Here is a 23,178-nt window from a genome sequence, read left to right as displayed (position 1 = left end):
GATGCCCTCACCCCGGCCCTCTCCCGCAGGGAGAGGGAGAAAATCAACTGTACTGCCGCACCCGCGCCACCAGATCTTCCGCACTGTCGATGCGGTCAGCAATCACAATGAGCGCCTTGCCGAGCGTTATCGCGTGGCGCAGGCATTCGTGTCGCATGGCCTCGTCCTGAATGGTGTCGATATCCGCGACGTGGGAAAGCCCGACGCTGCGGCGAATGAGTTCGGTGCCGCAGAAGCCGATGGCGTCATGCCAGACCTTTTTCAGGAACGCAGAGGCGTAACCCGGCGCGCCGAGCGCGGCGTCGCGCGTTTTCTCGTGTGCCAGCGCCTGGAAGCGTTCCGCGAAGGTGTTCCACAGCTCCTGAATATCGGTCAGGCGCTGCTCGCGCGCGGCGGCGGCATCGCGAATGCCCAGGTGCCCCGGCAGGCCGCAGAAGTTCAGCAGCAGGTTGCCGATGGCGGTACCGACGTCAAAGCCAATCGGGCCAAAGTAGCCAAACTCGGCGTCGATGGCCTTCAGGCTGCCGTGCGCCACAAAAATCGACCCGCTGTGAATATCGCCGTGCAGGAGCGCTTCGGCGTGCGAGAAGAAGCGGTGCTTCAGGGAGGCCACGGCAATTTTAAGTTGGGCGTCGTCGCGCAGCGCCGCGACGTCATTTTCCAGCTCGGCCGGGTAGCTGTTGCGCTCGTGGATCTGGTACGGATCGTTGAAGAACAGATCTTCGGTGATCTCGCACATCTCCGGGTTGATGAATTTCGCCACCTGCACTTTCTTCTCGTGCGGGTGCAGGTAGAAATCGCTGGTGTGGAACAGCGCGTGCGCGAGGTATTCACCCAGCTGACGCGCCGCCAGCGGGTAATAATTATTTTTGATCAGCTCGCCGCGCCAGATGCGATGGCTGGAGAGATCTTCCATCACCATCACCGCCAGCTCCGGATCGAAGTGGTGGATTTTCACGGTGTGCTGCGGGCTGTGCCGGTAGTGCTCGACCAGGGTTTGCGCCTCCAGACGGGCGCGGTCCAGCGTCAGCGGCCAGGACTCGCCGACGCAGCGCACGTAGGGTAGCGCCTGCTTAACGACGATGCGGCTCACGCCCGCGCTGTCGAAAATTTTAAAGACCAGATTGAGGTTGCCGTCGCCAATCTCCTGCGCCTCTACCAGCGATGAAGGATCGTCAAGTCCGCCAAACTGCCTGGCATACTCCACGGCGTCCTGAGCGGTAAAGGTACGGTATTGCGACATGGCCTGCTCCTCACGAGTTTTTAAATTAAGACATGTAGACGTCTATACATCTGGATTTCATCCTGACACAATGTGCTACAACAACGCAACAGGGAATTAACGACATGCAGACATTACAGACGACCAGCCTGCGGGTGGCGAATAATCAGCTCTTTATTCTCGACCAGCAGGCCCTCCCGCAGGAGGAACGCTGGCTGGATGCCTCGACCGTAGAGGCGCTGGTTGGGCATATCCACGCCCTGCGCGTGCGCGGCGCGCCGCTGATTGGTCTCTCTGCAAGCCTGCTGCTGGCGCTGCTGGCGGAAAACGGCAAAAGCCGCGACGAGCTGGCGGTTGCGCTGGAAACCCTGCGCGCGTCCCGCCCGACGGCGGTGAACCTGATGAACAATCTCGACCGCATGAAGATTGCGCTGTGGCAGGAAGAGTATGTTCCGGCGCTGGTGTCGGAGGCGCTGCGCCTGATTGATGAAGATAAACGACTCTGTGATGCCATTGCGAAAGCGGGCAGCGCGCTGGTGAAGCCCGGCAGCCGCCTGCTGACCCACTGCAACACCGGCGGACTGGCAACGGCGGGGGTCGGTACGGCGCTTGGGGTCATTGCTCGCGCGCACCAGGAAGGCAACGTCAGCAACGTCTGGGTCGATGAAACCCGCCCGCTGCTGCAGGGCGGTAGATTGACCGCGTGGGAGCTTGGCGAGCTGGGTGTGCCGTATCAGCTGATTACCGATTCCATGGCCGCCAGCCTGATGGCGAAAGGGCAGGTAGACGCCGTGTGGGTGGGCGCAGACCGCATTGCGGCTAACGGCGACGTGGCGAACAAAATCGGCACCTACTCCCTGGCGGTGCTGGCAAAATTCCACGGCATTCCGTTCTATGTGGCCGCGCCGCAAACGACCCTCGATCCGGACTGCCCGAACGGTGACGCGATCCCGATTGAGCAGCGTGCCGCCAGCGAGGTGACGGGCGTCGCCGGAAGCTTTGGCGCGGTTCAGTGGGCGCCGGAAAACGCGCAGGTCTACAACCCGGCGTTTGACGTTACGCCAGCCTCGCTGATTAGCGGCTGGGTGCTGGATACGGGCGTGGTCACGCCGGAAGAGGTTGCGGAAGGGAAATTTGCCTGAGTCCGGCTATCCTTTAAGGGGCTCCCTTAAGAGGACAACATCGTGACGCTCGATCCTGAAACTGACTTAAAACTGGAGCGCGTGGTGGATGCACCGCGCGACCTGCTTTGGCTCTGCTGGACTACGCCGGAACACATCAAAAACTTCTTCATTCCTGCTCCCCATAAGGTGACCGAATGCGATCTCGACCTGCGCGTGGGCGGGCGGTTCAACACCGTGTTTGAGGTGGACGGTCAGCGGATGGATAACCGGGGCGTCTTCCTGGAAATCGATCCCGGTAAAAAGCTGGTCTTTACCGACGGCTATACCGAAGGCTGGAAACCGGCCGAGAAGCCGTTTATGACGGCGATTTTATTGCTGGAAGATGTCGGGGAGGGGAAAACCCGCTATACGGCGATTGCGCGTCATCCGACGAAGGAGATCCGCGAGCAGCATGATCAGATGGGCTTCCACGAAGGATGGGGGATTGTGCTGGATCAGCTGGTGGGATATGTGAAGGGATTGAAGGTGTAACGCGCTCGGATGCCCTCACCCTTACCCTCTCCCACAGGGAGAGGGAGAAAAGATCATGCCAACCGTGGATACGCATCCGCAATCGCATCACCGGTAAACTGGGCCACCCAGCCTTCCGGGTTATCGAAAATACGAATGGCGGTAAAGTTCGGCTCTGAGCCCATATCAAACCAGTGCGGCGTGCCCGCGGGGACGGAGATCAGGTCGTTTTTCTCGCACAGCACCTGATACACCTCATCGCCAATGTGCAGGCAGAACAGCCCCGCGCCTTCCACGAAAAAGCGTACCTCGTCTTCGCCGTGGGTGTGTTCGTTCAGGAACTTCGCGCGCAGCGCGTCTTTCTGCGGATTGTCGGCGCGCAGGCTGATCACGTCCCAGCTCTGGTAGCCTTTTTCCGCCACCAGTTTGTCGATCGCATGTTGATATGCCTCGATCACGGCTTCAGGGGCGGGATCGTGTCCTAAATCGCGATCCGCAGCCCAGCGTTCAAACCGAACGCCTTTCGCGTTGAGCTGTTGGGCAATCTCGGCGGCGTCGGTGCTGTGCCACTGGTGTTGACTGGCGTCTTTGTCGGAATAAATGGTCAATGCGCTCATGAAGGGATCTGCTCCGGGTTAATCTCGTCAAACTGGTGGACCTGATGGTGGTGGCTTGCGCCGTCATCATCACCGCGAATCAGCTGCAGGGTACGAAAACCTGCCTGTTCAGCCGCATCCAGCTCCTGATGAATATCGGACAGGAACAGGATCTGCGACGGGGCAATGCCCGTTTGCGCCGCGATGTTCTGATAAGACTGCACCTCGCGCTTGGCGCCGATGTGGGTATCGAAATAGCCGCTGAACAGATGAGTAATATCACCTTCGTCGCTGTAGCCAAATAACAGTTTCTGCGCGGCGACGGAGCCAGAGGAATAAACATAGAGATCAATCCCTTGCGCTTTCCACTTTTCCAGCGCAGGCAGCACGTCCGGGTAGAGGTGTCCGGTAAAGTCGCCGTTAACGTAGCCGTCGTGCCAGATGATCCCCTGCAGGGCTTTGAGCGCGGTCGATTTGCGGTCTTCGTCCATAAAGGCAAACAGAGCGTCGATAAGTTCGCCGACGCTGGCGTGCGGGTTATCGATTTCATCACGCAGGTTGTCCAGAATGGATTTGACCGGCTCGGCGTACTGCTGCGCGGTCACGAAGGCCGCCAGCCGCTCACGCGCGTAGGGGAACAAAACGTCATGGACAAAACGAATATCGCTGGTGGTCCCTTCAATATCCGTCACAATCGCGCGAATCATATTCTCTCCAGTTGTCGTAAACGCATTTCGCATTCAAATAAGAATTCTAGCCCTTCCAGATGACGGCGGGCCTCGGCCACGTCGCGTCCCCAGCAGGTTAAGCCATGACCGCGCAGAAGAAAACCATAATTAAGCGGGCGTTCCTCTGCGTAATGGGCGATTTGGGAGGCGAGGGCGTCGATATCCTGGTCGTTATCAAAGATCGGGATAGCCACCGTGTCCAGATGCGTGGTCTGCCCGGTGAGGGATTTTTGCATCTCAAAGCCGCTGATGTTGAGCTCGGCTTCTTTGACCAGACGGGACAGCACCGTGGCGTTAACCGTGTGAACGTGAAGGACGGCGTTGGCTTCAGGAAACAGACGATAGATAAGGGTGTGCAACCCGGTCTCCGCCGACGGTTTACGACCGGACGGGGCGCGATTGGTGGCAATCTCGACCTGCAGGAAGTCATCGGTGGTGAGGCTGCCTTTGTCCTTTCCGGATTCGCTGAGCCAGCACAGATGTTCGTCCTGACGCACCGACATATTGCCGCCTGTGGCGGGGGCCCAGCCTTTGGCACCAATCCAGCGGCAGGCGTCGACCAGATGCGTGAGTTGCAGGTTATCTCTCATTTCCTTTTACCCTCTCGGTCAGGAATATTTATATGGTTTAGACGTCTAAGCGTCTTGATTGCCAAAGACTAACATCGTGTTATAGTGGCAGCAACATAAGTATTACAGACAGGCACGACACAATGAGCAATAACGCATTGATTCCGCAGAGTAAACTTCCCAATCTCGGTACCACCATCTTTACGCAGATGAGCGCTCTGGCGCAAAAGCACAACGCCATTAACCTTTCTCAGGGGTTCCCGGATTTCGATGGCCCGACGTATCTGCAGGAGCGTCTCGCGTACCACGTGGCGCAGGGGGCAAATCAGTATGCGCCGATGACGGGCGTGCAGGCGCTGCGGGAAGCCATTGCGGATAAAACGGCGGAACTGTATGGCCATAAGCCCGATGCGAACACCGACATCACGGTGACGGCAGGGGCAACCGAAGCACTGTATGCGGCCATCACCGCACTTGTGCGCGCGGGGGATGAAGTCATCTGTTTTGATCCGAGCTACGACAGCTATGCGCCTGCGGTTGAACTCTCCGGCGGCGTGGTGAAACGCGTGGCGCTCCAGCCGCCGCATTTTCGCCCTGACTGGCAGGCGTTTGCTGCGCTGCTGAGCGACAAAACCCGCCTGGTGATCCTGAATACCCCGCACAATCCGTCGGCGACGGTGTGGCAAAAAGCCGATTTTGCTGCGCTGTGGCAGGCTATCGTCGAACGGGAAATTTACGTCCTGAGCGATGAAGTCTACGAGCACATCTGCTTTGCTGAGGAAGGGCATGCCAGCGTGCTGGCCCATCCGCAGCTTCGCGAGCGTGCTATCGCCGTCTCTTCGTTTGGTAAGACCTACCATATGACCGGCTGGAAGGTAGGGTACTGCGTGGCCCCGGCGGCCATCAGCGCTGAGCTGCGCAAAGTGCATCAGTACCTGACGTTTGCCGTGAACACGCCGGCCCAGCTGGCGCTGGCGGATATGCTGCGCGCTGAGCCCGCGCATTACCGCGAGCTGCCGCACTTCTATCGTGAACGTCGGGATCTGTTTGTGACGGCATTAAGCAAAAGCCGTCTGGAAATTTTGCCCTCAGAAGGCACCTATTTCCTGCTCGCCGACTACAGCGCGATATCGGAGCTGGACGACGTGAGTTTCTGCCAGTGGCTGACGAAAGAGGTCGGCGTGGCCGCCATTCCATTGTCGGTGTTCTGCGCCGATCCCTTCCCGCACAAGCTGATCCGCCTGTGCTTTGCGAAGCAGGAATCGACGCTGCTGGCGGCGGCGGAGCGTTTGAACACGCTCTGATTATTTCACCGTCCACGCTTCTGAGTAACGGCGGTCTGCAAACAGCTCCAGCAGACCGTTGATTTGCTTGAGGCGCAGCACCTCATCGCTGTCCATGCCCAGCTCCTTGCCTATTCTCTCGTCATTCCAGCCGAGCTGCGCCAGTTCGCGCACGATATCTGACATGGCGTTGATTTGATGCCGACCCCGCGCCCGATTGTGGCGAATCGTGGCGGCCATACGGTTATGTTTATCCTGCCGATCCCGACGCAGGCAGGTGACGGGGAGATATCCCTTAAGCTGACGCTTCAACGCCGCCCGATTTTTACCGATTTCATGGCGATGAAAACCATCCACGATTTCGTAGTGTTGCGGTTCACTTTCTGTCACAACGATAGGTTGGGTGAATCCATCGAGTTCCAGCGACTTACTGAGCAGCCGTTTTTCTGGGGGGGCAACGTTATTGGGATTGTAATCGTTAGCGGTAATAGCGTCCTGTCTTATCCAGAGGACGCAGTCTATCGGTTGCTCGCGAAATGGACTGTGTTTATGGATTGCCTCACGAAAAGCATTTATGGCGTTAATGCGGTCCTCTTCTGAAAGTGACTGAAGGTACGTTTCCATCTCGGTGATTAGTCTTTGTCGCATAATATGCCCCACTCCTTGCGTTTAGCCTTCACTCTGTCGCTGTAGCGCTGATAATGTTTGGGTTTGTTCGGGCTGAACGATAGCGCCCTGCACCAGTAGTCGTTATTCAGGAGAACTTTGCAAATACGGCGCCATGAGGGAATGTCTTTGGCTCCGATATCACCGTCCTGAGTATCGGGAATATCCTCCATGCCTCTCTTCTGATACCAGTGCAGATAAATGGCGATTTTATTGCGGTAATGCTCAGCCGTATTTTGCGGCATGCTTTCGAGGAGCAACATGGCATATTCGCGCCAGCAGAGGTGTTCGGGTTTCAAAATTTTTCGGTGACCATAAAAATGATTATCGTGTCCGGCGTACATTCCTCCGCTGCGCGCGCCGCTCACGCGCTCGCACATGGCCGCCCAGCGATCGGGCTCAACAACGTGGTAGAGCCATAGTCCCTGGCGCTGTTCCGGGCCAAAGGGTTCACAAATACGCATGTAGCGTAGCGGCACGCCAGCCTGAAACATCAGGTCATAAAGTGGGTTATAGCAACAACCTGATTTGGCGAACCAGGTCCATATATCGGCGGTTTTCCAGTCGTAGAGAGGATAGATATACCAGGCATGTCCTCCTGGTGCGACGGTAGTCCAGGGCTTATCGTCGGCAAACCGCTGCTTACGCGCCGATGCGATAGCCAGGAAACGGTTGTAAGACTCATCGGCGCGGATGCCAATCAGTACCGCCGCCGGGCGATTGAGAGAGAACCAGTCGCAGAAACTGCGGACAAAGGTTTCAAACGTCATGCCAGGCTGGTAGAAAGGAAAATAAGCGGGATCGGTTATCGCATCGTCAGGAGGCTGGCGGACCCATTGGGTACCGGGTTCCCAGCATTGCCATTCCGGCTGGAATTGCGACAGTGAATTTTGCGTTGTCAGGGGAAGCGCGACCCACCAGAAATGATCGATGACATCGCTGTACAATTCACGCATATGTTGCACATGGTTAATGGTATGGGAAAACTGCGCCTCCCAGTCAATAAAGAGCACATCTATTTTGACTTGCATCTGTCGCGCCTGTTGGGCAACCAGATGCAGCATGACGGTGGAGTCTTTTCCACCTGAAAAAGAAACACAGGTTCTGGGAAAATTTTCGAGAGTCCATTTTATTCGCTCCCGAGCAGCAGTAAGTACATCCTGGTTTAAAGGGTATTTATAAATTGACATGCTTATTCTCATCCTGAGGGATAAATACCAGACTGTAGCTTCAATACTAAAGAGAGAATTATATCAGTCAATAATTAATTGGATATATGACGGTTATGTTGCGTAGTTCTATAACGGTGGTGTATGTTTTAACAGTATGTTTCCCATTTGGTGCGAAAACCCCATCAATATCTCACGGTAATGATATTTCCTCAATAAAACTGGCGAATGCCGAGCTATTGAGCGCGGAACGATTGTACATCATGTAAATATCAATGCTGGGGAATTGAATGTCAGTTTCCACTTTTCGCAGCTTGAGCGCTGGCCCATATTGTTCGAAGGCCGGCGCGGGTACTAAACCTATGAGATCGGATGAACCGATCATCGACAGAAGGGATATAAAAGAGTCGCTACGATAGACGATATTTCTTTCGAATAACAGGTTATCGGCCTTGTCCTGATAGCCTTTGAAGCTGTTCTCACCGTTCAGGCAGGCGGTGAAGTTTTCATTCAGAATTTCTTCACGCGTAGGATTTTCACCGAGACGGGGATGACCCTCCCGACAAACGAGAACGAAAGGAAGTTTATGGTAGAGGCTACAGGCGACAGAATGACTGTTAGAAGAGGAATACGAGAATATCAAGTCCGCTCTTCTGTAGGCCAAGAGATCTTCCGCTGAATCAGGAGAAAGAAAAATATCATGTAATTCAATTGAATAGTTATGGTTGTTCATGAGCAGTTTTATAGGGTCAAGGGTTGCTTTCGTACTCATAAAATGCGGGCAATAAATGACAAAATTCTTCTTCAACCCGCTGCTGTGCATGATATTGATAGTCTGCTCTAGCTGGTTCAGGTTCTGTTCCAGATGATGATGCAAATTGACGCCGACGGTCGTGGGCGTGATCCCTTTTCCGGAACGGATAAACAGAGGATCGTTAAGTTGTCCTCTCAGGCGTTGCAGTGACTGGCTCACGGCAGAGGGCGTGATATACAGCGTCTCGGCGGCTTTACTGATACTAAGGTGTTGGTAAATACACTCGAAAATGACTAACAGATTAAGATCGAATTTTTTAAGGTCATAGAGGTTTGCCATGTTTCGTCCTGAGATGCTGCGTTTGCTGTGGTTATCATATAACTGATAACAATAGTTTGAAGCTAACCATTAACAATCCGTTCGGTTAACTTTCTTAGTTTTAAATTAAAATCATCTTAATATATCACGGTGCCAGATTATTGATATAGCGCTTCGAAGACGATTAGGATAATTTTATCCTCGAGGAGGGAGTGAGCGTATTAAATGACAATTGTCACTTATATATTGTGATTGTTTTATAATAAAAATAAATTTATAACGCTCCGCAATGATGTTCGACATAGCCTATCACAGCCATAGGCAGGAATGCCTCTCTTATGGATTGCTCAATCCCAGCGCGGGTGGTGTAATCAAACGGCTGTTACCGCCTTGATATAAAGGGTTGTAGAGCGCAACGCAACGCCAGTTTCGGCTGGCACTGAATGTACCTGCGGGGAATTCAGGTATCAGGGCCGCCCGTTGAGGCGGCCTTTTTACTTTTAGGCTTTCCTGTAAAAGGTTCACCTTGTTGTCTTGTCGACGTTGTAAGGTTTGGCTGATTGATTTGATAAAGCATACGCATTAGCCCCGATGAATAAAGTTGGTTACCTTACATCTCAACGAAAACACGGAGGAAGTACAGATGTCTTTGATTAATACCAAAATTAAACCTTTCAAAAACCAGGCGTTCAAAAACGGTGAGTTCATCGAAGTTACCGAGAAAGATACCGAAGGCCGCTGGAGCGTCTTCTTCTTCTATCCGGCTGACTTTACCTTCGTTTGCCCGACTGAACTGGGCGACGTGGCAGACCATTACGAAGAACTGCAGAAGCTGGGCGTAGACGTTTACTCTGTCTCTACCGATACCCACTTCACCCACAAAGCATGGCACAGCAGCTCTGAAACCATCGCCAAAATCAAATACGCGATGATCGGCGACCCGACTGGCGCCCTGACCCGTAACTTCGACAACATGCGTGAAGATGAAGGCCTGGCTGACCGCGCCACCTTCGTTGTTGACCCGCAGGGCATTATCCAGGCTATCGAAGTTACCGCTGAAGGTATCGGCCGTGATGCTTCTGACCTGCTGCGTAAAGTGAAAGCCGCTCAGTACGTGGCTTCTCACCCAGGCGAAGTGTGCCCGGCAAAATGGAAAGAAGGCGAAGCAACGCTGGCTCCATCCTTAGATCTGGTTGGTAAAATCTAAGTTTTGCCCATTCAGTAATCAATGGGCGCACCGCGCCCATTTCATTCCAGCACCATGATGCAAGTTGCATTCAGGCCGCCCGTATAAGGCAGCTTGCATGATGACGTCTTAAGAGAGGGAAGAACAATGCTCGACACAAACATGAAAACCCAGCTCAAGGCCTACCTTGAGAAACTGACCAAACCCGTTGAGCTGATTGCTACGCTTGACGACAGCGCCAAATCGGCAGAGATCAAGGAACTGCTGGCGGAGATCGCCGAGCTGTCGCCGAAAGTGACCTTCAAAGAAGACAACGCGCTGCCGGTCCGTAAGCCCTCTTTCCTGATTACCAACCCAGGGTCCGATCGGGGACCACGCTTTGCCGGTTCTCCGCTGGGTCACGAGTTTACCTCACTGGTGCTGGCGCTGTTGTGGACCGGTGGTCATCCGTCAAAAGAAGCGCAGGCGCTTCTGGAGCAAATCCGCGATATCGACGGTGATTTCGAGTTTGAAACCTACTACTCACTCTCCTGCCACAACTGCCCGGACGTGGTGCAGGCGCTGAACCTGATGTCGGTCCTGAACCCGCGCATCAAGCACACGGCGATTGATGGCGGTACCTTCCAGAATGAAATCACCGATCGCAACGTGATGGGCGTTCCGGCGGTCTACATGAACGGCAAAGAGTTCGGCCAGGGCCGCATGACGCTGACTGAAATCGTTGCCAAAGTGGATACCGGTGCTGAAAAACGTGCGGCGGAAGAGCTGAACAAACGCGATGCCTATGACGTGCTGATCGTCGGTTCCGGCCCTGCCGGCGCGGCAGCAGCGGTGTATTCCGCGCGTAAAGGTATTCGTACCGGCCTGATGGGCGAACGCTTTGGCGGCCAGGTGCTCGATACCGTGGACATCGAAAACTACATCTCCGTGCCGAAGACCGAAGGCCAGAAGCTGGCGGGGGCGCTGAAGGCGCACGTCAGCGACTATGACGTGGACGTGATCGACAGCCAGAGCGCCAGCAAGCTGGTTCCGGCAGCGGTCGAGGGTGGTTTACACCAGATTGAAACCGCTTCCGGCGCGGTGCTGAAAGCCCGCAGCATTATCATTGCCACCGGTGCGAAATGGCGCAACATGAACGTCCCGGGTGAAGATCAGTATCGCACCAAAGGCGTGACCTACTGTCCGCACTGCGACGGTCCACTCTTCAAAGGTAAACGCGTGGCGGTGATCGGCGGCGGTAACTCCGGCGTGGAAGCGGCCATTGACCTGGCGGGGATTGTTGAACACGTAACCCTTCTGGAGTTCGCTCCGGAGATGAAAGCCGACCAGGTTCTTCAGGATAAAGTTCGCAGCCTGAAAAACGTCGACATCGTACTGAACGCGCAGACGACGGAAGTGAAGGGCGACGGCAGCAAAGTGACCGGTCTGGAATATCGCGACCGCGTGAGCGGCGACGTGCACAGCGTTCAGCTGTCAGGGATCTTTGTGCAGATTGGTCTGCTGCCAAACACCACCTGGCTGGAAGGCGCGATTGAGCGCAACCGCATGGGTGAAATCATCATTGATGCGAAGTGTGAAACCAGCGTGAAAGGCGTGTTTGCGGCGGGCGACTGCACCACCGTGCCGTACAAACAGATCATTATCGCCACGGGCGAAGGGGCGAAGGCGTCTCTGAGTTCATTTGACTATCTTATTCGCACCAAAACCGCATAAGAAAAGAAAGTAAGGCTACACCTGCAATAGCGAGAGGCCACCGAAAGGTGGCCTCTTTTTTTTATCTGACGACCATCACCGGTATATGGGTGTGGCGGATGACGCTGGAGGCGTTAGAGCCCAGCAGATGCGTGGTAATGGAAGGGTTGCGCGAACCGATGACCACCACGTCTGCCTTCAGTTCGTTCGCCAGTTCGTTTACCGCATCGCGAACGCTGCCGAATCTGACGTGCGTTTTGATTCGTGAAGGGTCGATGCTGAAGTGGCTGACCATGGTTTGCAGGCGCGTTTCCGCCTCGTGCTGCAGATGCTCTTCGAAGCGACGCACGTCGGCGGCAAAGCGGTGCAGGCTCAGGCTGGCGGAGCCTGGCAGTACGTGTAAAAGATGGATAACACCGTCCTGCTGCGCCAGGAACTCCGCATGGCGAACGGCCTTGTCGCTCAGCTCCATCTCAAAAACATCAACCGGCATAATAATTCTCTGATACATACCCGTTTCTCCTTGTTTATAAACGCTGAACTCATTTAACCATAAAATATTAATGGTTTCTGTAAGCGCTCCGTCAGTTTTCTTATCTCACCAGGATAAATCTCAAAAGCCCCGTATTCCAGGGCAGACCTTCAGGGGTAGCTACCCTTATACACTTACCTGAAGCCTTTCGGAGGTCGCATGAAAGCACTTACGTATCACGGTCCGCACCATGTTCGCGTCGAGAATGTCCCCGATCCCATCATCGAACAGCCTGACGATATCATTCTGCGCGTTACGGCCACGGCTATATGCGGCTCCGATTTGCATCTTTATCGCGGAAAGATCCCGAAGGTGCAGCACGGCGACATTTTTGGCCATGAGTTTATGGGGGAAATCGTCGAGTGCGGCGCAGAGGTGAAGAATTTGCAAAAAGGCGATCGCGTGGTGATCCCCTTTGTCATCGCCTGCGGAGACTGTTTCTTCTGTCGTCTGCAGCAATACGCGGCCTGTGAGAATACCAATGCCGGGCAGGGTGCCGCGCTGAACAAAAAGCAAATACCCGCACCGGCCGCGCTGTTTGGCTATAGCCATCTCTACGGCGGCGTGCCGGGGGGGCAGGCGGAATATGTCCGCGTGCCAAAAGGCAACGTCGGGCCGTTTAAGGTCCCGCAGCTTCTTTCCGATGATAAAGCGTTATTCCTTTCCGATATTTTGCCCACGGCCTGGCAGGCGGCAAAAAATGCGCAGATTGAAAAAGGCTCAAGCGTAGCGGTTTTCGGTGCCGGGCCGGTGGGGCTACTGACCATTGCCTGCGCGCGACTGCTGGGGGCTGAGCAGATCTTTGTTATCGATCATCATCCGTACCGGTTGCGATTTGCAGAGGCGCGTTACGGCGCAATCCCTATCAACTTTGATGATGATAACGACGCGGCGGAAAAAATCATCGAACAGACCGCGGGCCATCGCGGCGTTGACGCCGTGATTGATGCAGTCGGGTTTGAAGCGAAAGGTAGCACCACTGAAACGATCCTCAGCAATCTTAAAATTGAAGGTAGTAGCGGCAAAGCGTTGCGTCAGTGCATTGCTGCCGTACGGCGCGGTGGGGTGGTCAGCGTACCCGGCGTGTACGCTGGGTTTATTCATGGCTTCCTGTTTGGCGATGCCTTCGATAAGGGGCTGACGTTTAAGATGGGCCAGACGCACGTCCATGCCTGGCTGGGTGAACTGTTACCGCTGATCGAAAAAGGGCTGCTTACCCCGGAAGAGATCGTGACCCATTATCTTCCCCTTGCGGATGCGGAACGCGCCTATAAGGTATTCGAAAAACGGGAGGAAGAGTGCCGGAAGGTGATTCTGGTCCCTGGTGCGGAAACGCCCGAGGCCGCAGAGCAGAAAGTTAAGGGCCTGGTAAATGCTTTCCCGGGTGGGGTTGCATGAGTTCTCGCTTAACTGTGGCGTTCAAGATAAAGCACGGCCGCGACGATAATCGCCACAATAATGAGAAAAATAAGTGTGATAGCCAGTATCTCACTCATGACCGTCCCCGCGGCACCAAAACAGATTAAGCGTGGGTTAAGGGTCTTTTGCGCGATATAAGAAAATGGGGTGAATTTACGGAAAGAGGATGCGGCTGCATCCTCTGTGCAAAGCGGGTGGGCGCTTGTTCAGAAGTGTTTAACGCAGGTAATCGCCCGCAGCTTCTGGCTGGTAGAGCAACGCCAGTACTTCCAGATGGGCAGAGGCGCCGCCCGGCAATTCCCAGTGGATCGTATCTCCCGTACGCAGCCCCAGCAGTGCGGCACCCACAGGGGCCAGAACAGAAAGCTGTGTGCTGCTGTCGGTCATCTGAGCCGGATAAACCAGCGTACGGGTCAACTCTTCACCGGTGGTCAGGTTGCGGAATTTCACCTGGCTATTCATAGTGACCACGTCATGCGGCATCGTCTCAGGCGTGCACATCTGTGCCCGGTCGAGCTCCTCATTAAGGGCGTCGGCCACGGGGAGCGAGGCGAACTCCGCTTTTTCCAGCAGCCTGTCGATACGTTCTGCGTCGAGCTCATTGATGATAATGGTAGGTCTGGACATTTTTTACTCCATGTCGTTAATGCTGCGTCTAACGCAGAAACTGATCCAAAAGAAAACCCTCGCCGTCTGGCAGCGAGGGTTTAACTCTCCCGATGATACTGGCTGAGCGCGCAAGTTTGAAGTGATGAAGGTCACATTCATGGCCCATATGAATTTTCGCTGAAATTTATTCAGTCTTCATTCCCGGCGGAATACGTTACGCTGAGTGTCCTGAATCCGGGCGTTGCCCGCCAACGAGAGAGCGCTATGTACTTCTATCAACCGTCCCAGGGGCACGGCCTGCCGCATGACCCGCTAAACGCCATTATTGGTCCACGTCCGATTGGCTGGATCTCCTCCTGCGATAAGGCCGGTCAGCTCAATCTCGCGCCGTATAGCTTCTTTAACTGCTTTAACTATCGCCCGCCGATCATCGGCTTTTCCAGCAACGGCTGGAAGGACAGCGTGCGTAATATTACCGAAACAAAGGAATTTGTCTGGAACCTGGCAACGCGCGATCTCGCGCACGCGATGAATCAAACCTCTGCAATGCTTCCGCACGATCGGGATGAATTTAGCTTTGCCGGGCTCACGCCAGCGGCAAGTCAACTGGTTAACGCGCCCCGCGTCGCAGAAAGCCCGGTGAACTTTGAGTGCCGCCTGTCGCAGTGCATTCAGCTTACCGGTGCCGACGGCACACCGGTCGATACCTGGCTGGTGTTGGGGGAGGTGGTCGGTATCCATATTGCCGAAACGCTGCTGGAAGAGGGGATATACCAGACGGCGAAAGCGCAGCCCATCCTGCGTGCAGGTGGGCCGACGGCGTATTATGGCATCAGTGACGAAAACCGGTTTGATATGGTGCGCCCGACTGTGGGTCAGTAACCTGCTTTATCAATCACGAATTGATTTCCGCAGTTACCTGGATGTGGCTGCGGCGCAAATGACGCTGCAGAAAGCGGGTTGTTGATAGTGTCAGCCTTCAGCGAAATCTGCATCTCGGTCAGATACGCCGGGTTGCCGTTGCATGTCAGCTTGATCGCTTTGATGTTCTCCCTGCCCCAGCTTCTGGCAACGGCACTGTCAAAGTCGCTGCGATTGACGGGTTTTCCGTAGTTATCGGCAAGGAATTTACCGACCGCACTGTTTTTAACTTCCTGGTTCATTCGCACCATCGTGCCGAAATAGGCATCCGGATCGAAACCAAAGCAGACGCCATGTTTGGCGTATTCGTAGCGTTCCAGGCAGGAATTACCGCCTGCACCCGGCATCACGTCGTTGAGCTTTGCGGCAGCGGAAAGCGACAGCCCGGTTTCGGCGGCATCGCATTTGCGGCTGGCCTTCACTTCCGGCATGTTTGGAATGGGGCGCGTGGCGCAGCCAAAACGCATCCATCGACGCTCATCCACCCCGCGTGCGGCGATGGATTTTGGCAGGCCGGGCCATAGTCCGTGAACGGTCAGAAAATCGGCTTTATTATCACGCTCTTTTTGCAGGCGACATTCGTCAGGTTCATTGCGGTTGCGTTCGACCATGCTCTGGCAAAACCCGGTTTGCCAGGACAGAGCCAACACATAGCGATCGAAATCGCCGTACTGTGTTGCCTTCAGCGGTTCCGCCTGTGCGGAGAAGATACAGAGAGCAAGCGCCATTGCGCCAGACGGGACGACGATATCCTTCCTGAACATATGATTTCCTGATCGAATGAGCACGATTAATTTCTGGAAGTTATTAAAGCACAAAAAGCGCCCGCAGGCGCTTTTTGGATATCAGTAATTTAGCTTAGGCCGCGCCGGGAACCAGCACTTCCGTGGCGATAATCACGATAATCAGACCAACCAGAACGGGTACTGAGGTGCGCTTGACGACTTCGAATGGCGAGATTTTCGCCATTCCGGCAACGGCAACGACCACGCCCGACACCGGTGAAATGGTACGGCCCAGGTTTGACGCCTGCAGCATAGGAATGGAGAGATAGGCCGGGTTAATGCCGGAAGAGTGAGCCAGCTTCGGGATCATCTCAACGAAAGCGTAGAAAGGGGCATTGCCGGAACCGGTGGTCATCGCCGCCAGCATGGTCAGCACCACCAGAACCAGCATCAGGATAATACTGGCCGAGCCGAACGAGGTGGCGATAGAGATCAGGCTCTGGATAAAGCCGATCGTGCTCAGACCCTGGGCAAAAACGCCCGCTGCAACCAGCAGCATCACCACGCCAGCGAAGGCATCCGCCATACCGCGATACGCTACTTCCAGACCCGAGAAGACCTTTTGCGTGTTAAAACCGCGCACAAACTCCAGCGCGGCGGCAAGCAGCATACAGATAACCAGAATGGTGATGATGTGCAGCTGTGGACCCCATTTGCCGTCAAAAATCAGCACTCCGACGATCGGAGTGAACGGCAGAATGGCATAGAGCGCGGGAGCGGTGGTGGTGATTTCACTCACATCCATCATTTCATGGCTAATGTTTTCTTTCTTATCGAGATAGCGTTGCCAGAAGAAATGCGCGATCCCCATGCCCACTATGGCAACGATTGAGATCGGTAACGTGGTTTTAAAGGCGAAGTCGATGAGTGACATCTCCGCCGCCTTTGCCGCCAGCACAACGTCGCCGGAGGTCGGGGAGAGAATAATGGCTGCCGGAGACGCACAAATTGCCGCGGCCGCGCCACGGCTGATGCCCACGTTCACCATAACCGGGAACAGCGTGGCCATCAGCAGTACGCCAAGTCCGGTAGCCGACGAAACGGCCAGCGACATCAGGCAGGCGAGGAAATAGGCCGCGACCATAAGCAGATATGGCGAATTGATGTATTGCAGAGGTTTGGAGGCAAGCTTAACGACCATATCGTTAGCGCCGATGTGGGTCATATAGGCCGCAAAACCACACAGCATCATGATCATCATGCCCAGATCGCCGCCGCGGCTCATGAGCAATATTTTAATGTATTCAACAATATCTGTAGCGCTGTAACCGGTGCTGGTCGCGCTGGCAGGTAACACCTGATGCCCCATTATTGCGCTGATAATCAGCAGTGTTAAACCGCCAACAAATAATACGCCCGTGGCCGAGTAGCCTTTAATGATGTAGCGTGCGACGCCGACAATGACGACGACTCCAATAAGGAGTTCGAATAGCGTAAGCATGATTTCCCCTGTATCTCTGCTGCAATGGAGCACAAAAAATCAATAAAAAAAAGAATGATGAAAATGTGCCGAATAATTGGCCTGTTCTTGCTGATTAAAATCAATAAACAGACGACTAGAGAACAGAACAACCGTGTTTTTGCCATGGTTCATACATTTATGTCATGAGGCCCTTGACCGTCAGAAATAGCGCAACATGACCCAATAATGATAACAAATTGTTAATGCTTTGTGTGGTTTTGCATGTCACTGATTAAGAAGGCTAAAGTATAAGCCCACACTCCGAATGGGTTTATTTGAGCGTGCTGCATGCTTTCTTTAAGAATATTCCCGGAAAGAGGCCGAATAATTAGGAATAACGCCGATGTCGTTAAGACTTGATTCAACTACTTTATGGTAAACTTTGCTTCGAATACTAAGAATGGTAATTGCATTGTGATCGTACGTAATACATTTCTCTCTATTTTGTTGTTTATTTTTGGGCAGTTAACGTTTTCTTCTGTTGCACAGGCAGAAGGCAAAGAGGCGGATAAAGGCTGGTTCTCAACCTTTACGGATAATGTTTCCCAGACATGGACTGCACCTGAACATTATGATCTCTATGTTCCGGCAATAACGTGGCATGCGCGGTTTGCTTATGACAAAGAGAAAACCGATAAATACAACGAGCGTCCATGGGGTGCGGGTTTTGGTCAGTCGCGCTGGGATGAGAAGGGAAACTGGCATGGCATCTATCTGATGGCCTTCAAAGATTCGTTTAATAAATGGGAGCCGATTGGTGGTTATGGTTGGGAGAAAACCTGGCGCCCGCTAGCGGACGAAAACTTCCACGTCGGTTTGGGCTATACCGCCGGGGTCACTGCACGTGACAACTGGAACTACATCCCGATCCCAGTGCTGCTGCCTTTGGCCTCTATTGGCTATGGCCCCGCAACGTTCCAGATGACCTACATTCCGGGTACGTACAACAACGGTAACGTTTACTTCGCCTGGATGCGTTTTCAGTTTTAACTGATAAAACGTTACATGCTGGTGAAAAAACGCGCAGACGTTGATTCATAAGCGATAAAAATCTGTCAGTGAAAATTAACGCGACTTTAGTCACTTTTTATCAAAGATCCGCTGGACAAAAGGTCCCACAATTGATGTACTGATAACCGACACAGCATTTGTGTCGTTTTTTAATGTAAAGGTAATTTTGATGTCTAAGATTAAAGGTAACGTTAAGTGGTTTAATGAGTCCAAAGGATTCGGTTTCATTACTCCTGAAGATGGCAGCAAAGACGTGTTCGTACACTTCTCTGCAATCCAGTCTAATGGTTTCAAAACTCTGGCTGAAGGTCAGCGTGTAGAGTTCGAAATCACTAACGGTGCCAAAGGCCCTTCTGCTGCTAACGTAATCGCTCTGTAATTCAGACGCATCAGCAAGAATTTCAAAACCCGCTCAACGAGCGGGTTTTTTTCGTGTTGAATCAGCCAAGCAGATACATTTTCAGGAAGCTGGCAACGATCAGCACGCTCAATAACACCATTCCTGCGCTCATCAGACTCTGTTTCATTCTGTCACCCTCGTTCAGTACTGCATTCAGAGTGACAGAGAAAAATTAAGCCAACATTAACGGTTCGGCTGTTAATGCGCGCTTGCGGAGGAAAATAGCCAAAATGCGATCCCCGTCATCGCAAAAGAGCCGAGCATATTGATCGCCATATTCATCAGCGCCCAGCCGATACGGCCTTCCTGAAAGAGAAAAACTGTCTCCGCAGAAAAGGTTGAGAAGGTGGTCAAACCGCCGCAAAATCCGGTGGTAATCAATACTTTCCACATTGGGTCGATGTGCGTCATTCGGTTAAACCAGGCCAGCCCCATGCCAATGATAAAAGCACCAATCAGGTTAGCGGCAAGCGTCCCCATGGGAATCGCCTGATGCAGGGGATTAAACCGCATACTCAGAAACCACCGCGCAACGCTACCCGTTCCCCCACCAATAAAAACGGCTAAAAGTAGTTGTAACACGCTAAATACCTGCTATTTGATGTGTAAGAGAAGCGAGTTTAACGCCGTTTATGATAAGGGGACAAATATGTATGTTGCGGTAGGGCAGTTTGTGGTCACGCCTGAGTGGCATAAAAATGCGCTCACGTGCGTCAACCTGATGAAGCAGGCCGGGCAGAAAGGGGCGTCGCTGCTGGTTCTCCCTGAGGCGCTGCTGGCCAGGGATGATAATGACCCGGATTTATCCGTGAAGTCCGCGCAGCCGCTGGACGGCGAATTTTTACAACATTTGCTCGCCCAGAGCGCGGGCAATACGATGACGACAATCTTAACGATCCATGTCCCCTCCACGCCGGGTCGCGCAGTGAATACGCTGGTGGCGATTCGTGACGGGGCCATAGTCGCACATTACGCCAAGCTTCATCTCTATGACGCGTTCAGCATCCAGGAGTCGAGGCTCGTTGACCCCGGAGACAATATCCCACCGCTGCTGGAGATTGACGGATTCAGGATCGGGCTGATGACCTGCTATGACCTGCGTTTTCCCGAGCTGGCGCTGCATCTGGCGCTGCAGGGTGCGGACATGCTGGTGCTGCCTGCCGCGTGGGTCAAAGGGCCGTTAAAAGAGCACCACTGGGCAACGCTGCTTGCGGCACGCGCGCTGGATACCACCTGCTATGTCGTTGCCGCAGGAGAATGTGGCACGAAAAACATCGGGCAAAGCAGGGTGGTTGATCCGCTGGGGGTGACGATAGCCGCCGCCGCTGAAGCCCCGGACTTGCTGGTTGCGGAGATAAAACCAGAGAGAATTGCGATTGCGCGTCAGCAATTACCCGTTCTTCTTAATCGTCGGTTTGCGCCACCGCAATTATTGTGATGTTTTTTTCAACAATGCTTGATTCACCTTGTTACAGATTGCTATTGTGTGCACGCGCTAAATGACCGTTAATACAATCAGGTTTTGGCGCTGAATGCAGCCTGTTATAAGTAAAGAAGGTATCTATGGGTGAGATTAGTATTACCAAACTGCTGGTGGTTGCCGCACTGGTCGTCCTGCTGTTTGGTACCAAGAAGTTACGCACGCTGGGTGGTGACCTGGGGGCTGCCATCAAAGGCTTTAAGAAAGCGATGAACGATGATGATGCAGCGGCGAAGAAAAGCGCCGAGGATGACGTCCCGGCAGATAAGCTTTCTCACAAAGAGTGACAGCATCGCCCAAGGGCTTGCGAAAAAAAACCGGCTCATGTGGCCGGTTTTTTTGTATTACTGTAAATGAATATTACAGCATTATTTCACTTCTTCGCCTTTAGCCTGCATATCGGCATGGTATGAAGAGCGAACAAATGGGCCGCATGCTGCGTGGGTGAAGCCCATCGCCATCGCTTCGGCTTTCATTTCATCGAACTCGTCCGGGCTCACGTAGCGCTGTACCGGCAGGTGGTGACGGCTTGGCTGGAGATACTGTCCCAGGGTTAACATGGTCACACCGTGGCGGCGAAGATCGCGCATCACCTCGATGATTTCGTCGTTAGTTTCACCCAGACCCACCATCAGACCAGACTTAGTCGGAATATGTGGATGCGCTTCTTTGAAACGCTCCAGCAGTTTCAGAGACCAGTTATAGTCAGCACCCGGGCGTACCTGACGGTAGATACGCGGCACGTTCTCCAGATTGTGGTTAAACACATCTGGCGGCGTAGCGGTGAGGATATCCAGCGCGCGGTCCATACGGCCACGGAAGTCAGGCACCAGCGTCTCGATTTTGATGTTTGGACTTTTCTCGCGAATGGCCGTAATACAGTCGGCGAAGTGCTGCGCTCCGCCGTCACGCAGATCGTCACGGTCAACGGAGGTGATAACTACGTAACGCAGCGCCATGTCGGCGATAGTCTGCGCCAGCTTCTGGGGTTCGTTAGCATCAGGTGCGACTGGACGGCCATGAGCAACATCGCAGAACGGGCAGCGACGGGTACAGATAGCACCCAGAATCATAAACGTCGCGGTACCGTGATTGAAACATTCAGCAAGGTTCGGACAAGAGGCTTCTTCACAAACGGAGTGAAGGCCATTCTTGCGCATCGCCGCTTTGATCCCCTGGATACGCGAAGAGTCGGCCGGAAGTTTGATTTTCATCCATTCCGGTTTTCTTAACAGCGCCTCGCGCTCTGTAGCCACGTTTTTAACCGGGATAAGGGCCATTTTATCGGCATCGCGGTATTTAACACCGCGTTCCATCACAATGGGTTTACTCATAGCGTGCGTGTTCCAGTTGCGAATATCGAAGGAAAGCGTTTCAATTCAAGGGAATGTTGTATTTATCAACTATTTTTGAACGAACGACAGGCAGTATATCATTGAAACGGTCGTTAAAGCAGCCTGCCAGATCGCCAATTTGTAAAATAGTTGTTGTTTTGTGCCTTTTGCCCTGCCCGTTGCAGGGACTTGTGCTGGGTAAACCTGTCAGAAGGCCTGACGGATAATGCGGATAACGTTTTCCAGGACCGGATCGCGCAAACTCAGCTTGTTATAATGCAGTGAAATCTCGATAGATTCCGCATTAAGCTGGCTGAGCGGAATGCTTTCCAGCGGCCAGCATTTTCGTAGCAGACTGTACAGGCGTGATGGCATAACGCACAGCATGTCGCTGCTACCGATCAGGGATGCGGTGGTAAACATATTGTAGCTGCTGAAGCTGATCTGTCGTTCAGGGAAAATTTCATCAATGCGCTGACGAAGTGCATGGTTAGACTGCCCTTCGGTCATGAAAGACGAATGGTCGTAGTTGCGAAGGTTTTCGATGGTCAACGGCTCGCTAAGAGCAGGATGCTGCTGGCGGCAAACCAGCACCAGATTATCTGCATAGAGCACATTTTGACCCAGCGCTCTGGCACTGAAGCTGCCGCTTTCTATAATCAGGTCCGTCTGGAACTGGGCAAGTTGAATGTCAGGTTCATTGAGAGGCACATTGCGAAGCAGGAGCTGCGGAGCATGCTCTTTCACGGCCTGAAAGATCGCAGGCATGACCAGTACACCCACAGAAGGGGAACAGCCGATGGTGATGGTTCTTTGCTTATCATAGCTCCCGGTTAAATCCAGTGCGCCCAGAATCGACTCCAGACCCTGGCTGATGTACTCATGCAGATGCGTGGCGTAAGCCGTCGGCGTTACCCCCTGGCCCTTACGGATAAATAACGGGTCAGGAAATATAGCGCGCAGCTTTTGGATTGACTGGCTTATTGCTGAAGGCGTGAGATTAAGAATTTTCGCAGCGTTAACGATACCCTTATGGACATATACTGCCTCAAAAATAGTCAATAAATTGAGATCAATATTACGTAAAGTCCGAAAAATTTGCGGCTTGTCTTCACCACCAGGTTCATTCAGTCGTTTGGCTGGTAAATTATTATACTCCACGCTTTCACTCCGTATACATTCACAATATGAATGATAGTTGAATTTATTTATTATGCTTGTAGAGATTCGTAAAGTGTTGGTTTTGTTTCACTTGTTTATCAAAAGCAAACACTTGTGTGATAATTGCTCACGTTACTTATGCCGTGTTTGCCGTACTTGCTGGGGGCTAAATAATATGTAGCGGTAATATTCGGGCGCTTCGAAAATATAGAATCTGTGGATTATTGTAAAGCGCAAAAACGGTAAA

The 23,178-nt window shown here is 53.3% G+C and carries 26 protein-coding genes; 11 read left to right on the top strand and 15 right to left on the bottom strand.

Features of this window, described 5'->3' with window-relative positions; all coding sequences use genetic code 11:
- Positions 1–43 precede the first annotated feature (43 nt).
- A complete protein-coding gene (gene mtnK / locus UR504_RS05815) occupies positions 44–1,243 on the bottom strand; it encodes an S-methyl-5-thioribose kinase (RefSeq protein ID WP_115874474.1) in 1,200 nt (399 codons plus the stop codon).
- Between the two features lie 104 nt (positions 1,244–1,347).
- Here mtnK and mtnA point away from each other — a divergent pair, with 104 nt between their 5' ends.
- Entirely contained in the window at positions 1,348–2,364 is a 1,017-nt protein-coding gene (gene mtnA / locus UR504_RS05810; protein WP_302234445.1) for an S-methyl-5-thioribose-1-phosphate isomerase, read from the top strand.
- Positions 2,365–2,406: 42 nt separating this feature from the next.
- The gene (locus UR504_RS05805) at positions 2,407–2,877 is read left to right on the top strand and encodes an SRPBCC family protein (RefSeq protein ID WP_143344822.1); all 471 of its coding nucleotides are present in this window, start codon (positions 2,407–2,409) and stop codon (positions 2,875–2,877) included.
- A 53-nt stretch (positions 2,878–2,930) separates the two neighbouring features.
- Here UR504_RS05805 and UR504_RS05800 read toward each other — a convergent pair whose 3' ends face one another.
- The 3 genes from UR504_RS05800 to UR504_RS05790 are packed head-to-tail and all read right to left on the bottom strand — an operon-like array spanning position 2,931 to position 4,770.
- Positions 2,931–3,473, bottom strand: coding sequence for a 1,2-dihydroxy-3-keto-5-methylthiopentene dioxygenase (locus UR504_RS05800; RefSeq protein ID WP_023293046.1), 543 nt, complete (start codon positions 3,471–3,473; stop codon positions 2,931–2,933).
- The gene (mtnC, locus tag UR504_RS05795) at positions 3,470–4,159 is read right to left on the bottom strand and encodes an acireductone synthase (RefSeq protein ID WP_127730004.1); all 690 of its coding nucleotides are present in this window, start codon (positions 4,157–4,159) and stop codon (positions 3,470–3,472) included. The genes UR504_RS05800 and mtnC overlap by 4 nt, the downstream gene beginning before the upstream one ends.
- A complete protein-coding gene (locus UR504_RS05790; RefSeq protein WP_302234451.1) occupies positions 4,156–4,770 on the bottom strand; it encodes a methylthioribulose 1-phosphate dehydratase in 615 nt (204 codons plus the stop codon). The genes mtnC and UR504_RS05790 overlap by 4 nt, the downstream gene beginning before the upstream one ends.
- A gap of 122 nt (positions 4,771–4,892) precedes the next feature.
- Between UR504_RS05790 and UR504_RS05785 the strand changes: the two genes are divergently transcribed.
- Entirely contained in the window at positions 4,893–6,053 is a 1,161-nt protein-coding gene (locus UR504_RS05785) for a pyridoxal phosphate-dependent aminotransferase (protein ID WP_302234452.1), read from the top strand.
- On the opposite strand, the gene UR504_RS05780 is transcribed toward UR504_RS05785, so the two are convergent.
- From UR504_RS05780 to citR, 3 genes are all read right to left on the bottom strand, one after another.
- Positions 6,054–6,680, bottom strand: coding sequence for an IbrB-like domain-containing protein (locus UR504_RS05780; RefSeq protein ID WP_271367111.1), 627 nt, complete (start codon positions 6,678–6,680; stop codon positions 6,054–6,056).
- Positions 6,665–7,888 carry a phosphoadenosine phosphosulfate reductase gene (locus UR504_RS05775; protein ID WP_302234457.1) on the bottom strand — a complete coding sequence of 408 codons (1,224 nt, stop codon included), beginning with the start codon at positions 7,886–7,888 and terminating at the stop codon, positions 6,665–6,667. The genes UR504_RS05780 and UR504_RS05775 overlap by 16 nt, the downstream gene beginning before the upstream one ends.
- A gap of 172 nt (positions 7,889–8,060) precedes the next feature.
- The gene (gene citR / locus UR504_RS05770; protein WP_302234459.1) at positions 8,061–8,960 is read right to left on the bottom strand and encodes a DNA-binding transcriptional repressor CitR; all 900 of its coding nucleotides are present in this window, start codon (positions 8,958–8,960) and stop codon (positions 8,061–8,063) included.
- 622 nt (positions 8,961–9,582) lie between these two features.
- Between citR and ahpC the strand changes: the two genes are divergently transcribed.
- The gene (gene ahpC / locus UR504_RS05765) at positions 9,583–10,146 is read left to right on the top strand and encodes an alkyl hydroperoxide reductase subunit C (RefSeq protein WP_014882974.1); all 564 of its coding nucleotides are present in this window, start codon (positions 9,583–9,585) and stop codon (positions 10,144–10,146) included.
- 126 nt (positions 10,147–10,272) lie between these two features.
- Entirely contained in the window at positions 10,273–11,838 is a 1,566-nt protein-coding gene (ahpF, locus tag UR504_RS05760; protein ID WP_047648423.1) for an alkyl hydroperoxide reductase subunit F, read from the top strand.
- Between the two features lie 61 nt (positions 11,839–11,899).
- On the opposite strand, the gene uspG is transcribed toward ahpF, so the two are convergent.
- On the bottom strand, positions 11,900–12,328 hold the full coding sequence (gene uspG, locus UR504_RS05755) for a universal stress protein UspG (RefSeq protein WP_023310731.1): 429 nt from the start codon (positions 12,326–12,328) through the stop codon (positions 11,900–11,902).
- A gap of 180 nt (positions 12,329–12,508) precedes the next feature.
- Between uspG and UR504_RS05750 the strand changes: the two genes are divergently transcribed.
- A complete protein-coding gene (locus UR504_RS05750) occupies positions 12,509–13,747 on the top strand; it encodes a zinc-dependent alcohol dehydrogenase (protein ID WP_115874484.1) in 1,239 nt (412 codons plus the stop codon).
- 8 nt (positions 13,748–13,755) lie between these two features.
- Here the strand turns inward: UR504_RS05750 and yldA are convergent, their stop codons facing one another.
- Positions 13,756–13,845 carry a small membrane protein YldA gene (gene yldA / locus UR504_RS05745; protein ID WP_271367125.1) on the bottom strand — a complete coding sequence of 30 codons (90 nt, stop codon included), beginning with the start codon at positions 13,843–13,845 and terminating at the stop codon, positions 13,756–13,758.
- A gap of 139 nt (positions 13,846–13,984) precedes the next feature.
- Positions 13,985–14,395 (bottom strand): nucleoside diphosphate kinase regulator, encoded by a 411-nt coding sequence (gene rnk, locus UR504_RS05740; protein ID WP_033144918.1) that lies wholly within the window; start codon positions 14,393–14,395, stop codon positions 13,985–13,987.
- Positions 14,396–14,641: 246 nt separating this feature from the next.
- On the opposite strand from rnk, the gene UR504_RS05735 reads away from it, so the two are divergent.
- A complete protein-coding gene (locus tag UR504_RS05735; RefSeq protein WP_111964405.1) occupies positions 14,642–15,259 on the top strand; it encodes a flavin reductase family protein in 618 nt (205 codons plus the stop codon).
- On the opposite strand, the gene rna is transcribed toward UR504_RS05735, so the two are convergent.
- A complete protein-coding gene (gene rna, locus UR504_RS05730; protein WP_274242314.1) occupies positions 15,253–16,062 on the bottom strand; it encodes a ribonuclease I in 810 nt (269 codons plus the stop codon). The two genes, UR504_RS05735 and rna, sit on opposite strands and share 7 nt — an antisense overlap.
- A gap of 94 nt (positions 16,063–16,156) precedes the next feature.
- Complete coding sequence (gene dcuC, locus UR504_RS05725) at positions 16,157–17,524, bottom strand: anaerobic C4-dicarboxylate transporter DcuC (RefSeq protein ID WP_111964403.1); 1,368 nt, start codon at positions 17,522–17,524, stop codon at positions 16,157–16,159.
- A 393-nt stretch (positions 17,525–17,917) separates the two neighbouring features.
- Between dcuC and pagP the strand changes: the two genes are divergently transcribed.
- Both pagP and cspE read left to right on the top strand, forming a co-directional pair.
- Positions 17,918–18,535: a lipid IV(A) palmitoyltransferase PagP gene (gene pagP, locus UR504_RS05720; RefSeq protein WP_274242315.1), complete on the top strand. Its 618-nt coding sequence runs from the start codon at positions 17,918–17,920 to the stop codon at positions 18,533–18,535.
- A 190-nt stretch (positions 18,536–18,725) separates the two neighbouring features.
- Positions 18,726–18,935: a transcription antiterminator/RNA stability regulator CspE gene (gene cspE / locus UR504_RS05715; RefSeq protein WP_002439184.1), complete on the top strand. Its 210-nt coding sequence runs from the start codon at positions 18,726–18,728 to the stop codon at positions 18,933–18,935.
- 219 nt (positions 18,936–19,154) lie between these two features.
- On the opposite strand, the gene crcB is transcribed toward cspE, so the two are convergent.
- Entirely contained in the window at positions 19,155–19,538 is a 384-nt protein-coding gene (gene crcB, locus UR504_RS05710; RefSeq protein WP_008501029.1) for a fluoride efflux transporter CrcB, read from the bottom strand.
- 67 nt (positions 19,539–19,605) lie between these two features.
- Between crcB and UR504_RS05705 the strand changes: the two genes are divergently transcribed.
- Positions 19,606–20,394: a deaminated glutathione amidase gene (locus UR504_RS05705; RefSeq protein WP_302234472.1), complete on the top strand. Its 789-nt coding sequence runs from the start codon at positions 19,606–19,608 to the stop codon at positions 20,392–20,394.
- Positions 20,395–20,519: 125 nt separating this feature from the next.
- Positions 20,520–20,723, top strand: a complete 204-nt coding sequence (gene tatE / locus UR504_RS05700) for a twin-arginine translocase subunit TatE (RefSeq protein WP_023310742.1) — start codon at positions 20,520–20,522, stop codon at positions 20,721–20,723.
- 81 nt (positions 20,724–20,804) lie between these two features.
- On the opposite strand, the gene lipA is transcribed toward tatE, so the two are convergent.
- Together lipA and UR504_RS05690 are read right to left on the bottom strand one after the other, a co-directional pair.
- Positions 20,805–21,770 (bottom strand): lipoyl synthase, encoded by a 966-nt coding sequence (lipA, locus tag UR504_RS05695; RefSeq protein WP_028019480.1) that lies wholly within the window; start codon positions 21,768–21,770, stop codon positions 20,805–20,807.
- Positions 21,771–21,977: 207 nt separating this feature from the next.
- Positions 21,978–22,931 (bottom strand): YbeF family transcriptional regulator, encoded by a 954-nt coding sequence (locus tag UR504_RS05690; protein ID WP_115874489.1) that lies wholly within the window; start codon positions 22,929–22,931, stop codon positions 21,978–21,980.
- Positions 22,932–23,178 lie beyond the last annotated feature (247 nt).

It is taken from the genome of Enterobacter sp. 241F3 (assembly GCF_034106785.1).
Lineage (GTDB): Bacteria > Pseudomonadota > Gammaproteobacteria > Enterobacterales > Enterobacteriaceae > Enterobacter > Enterobacter vonholyi.
The sequence above is the reverse complement of the archived record's forward strand: the minus strand, read 5'-3'. Positions and strand labels throughout refer to the sequence as shown.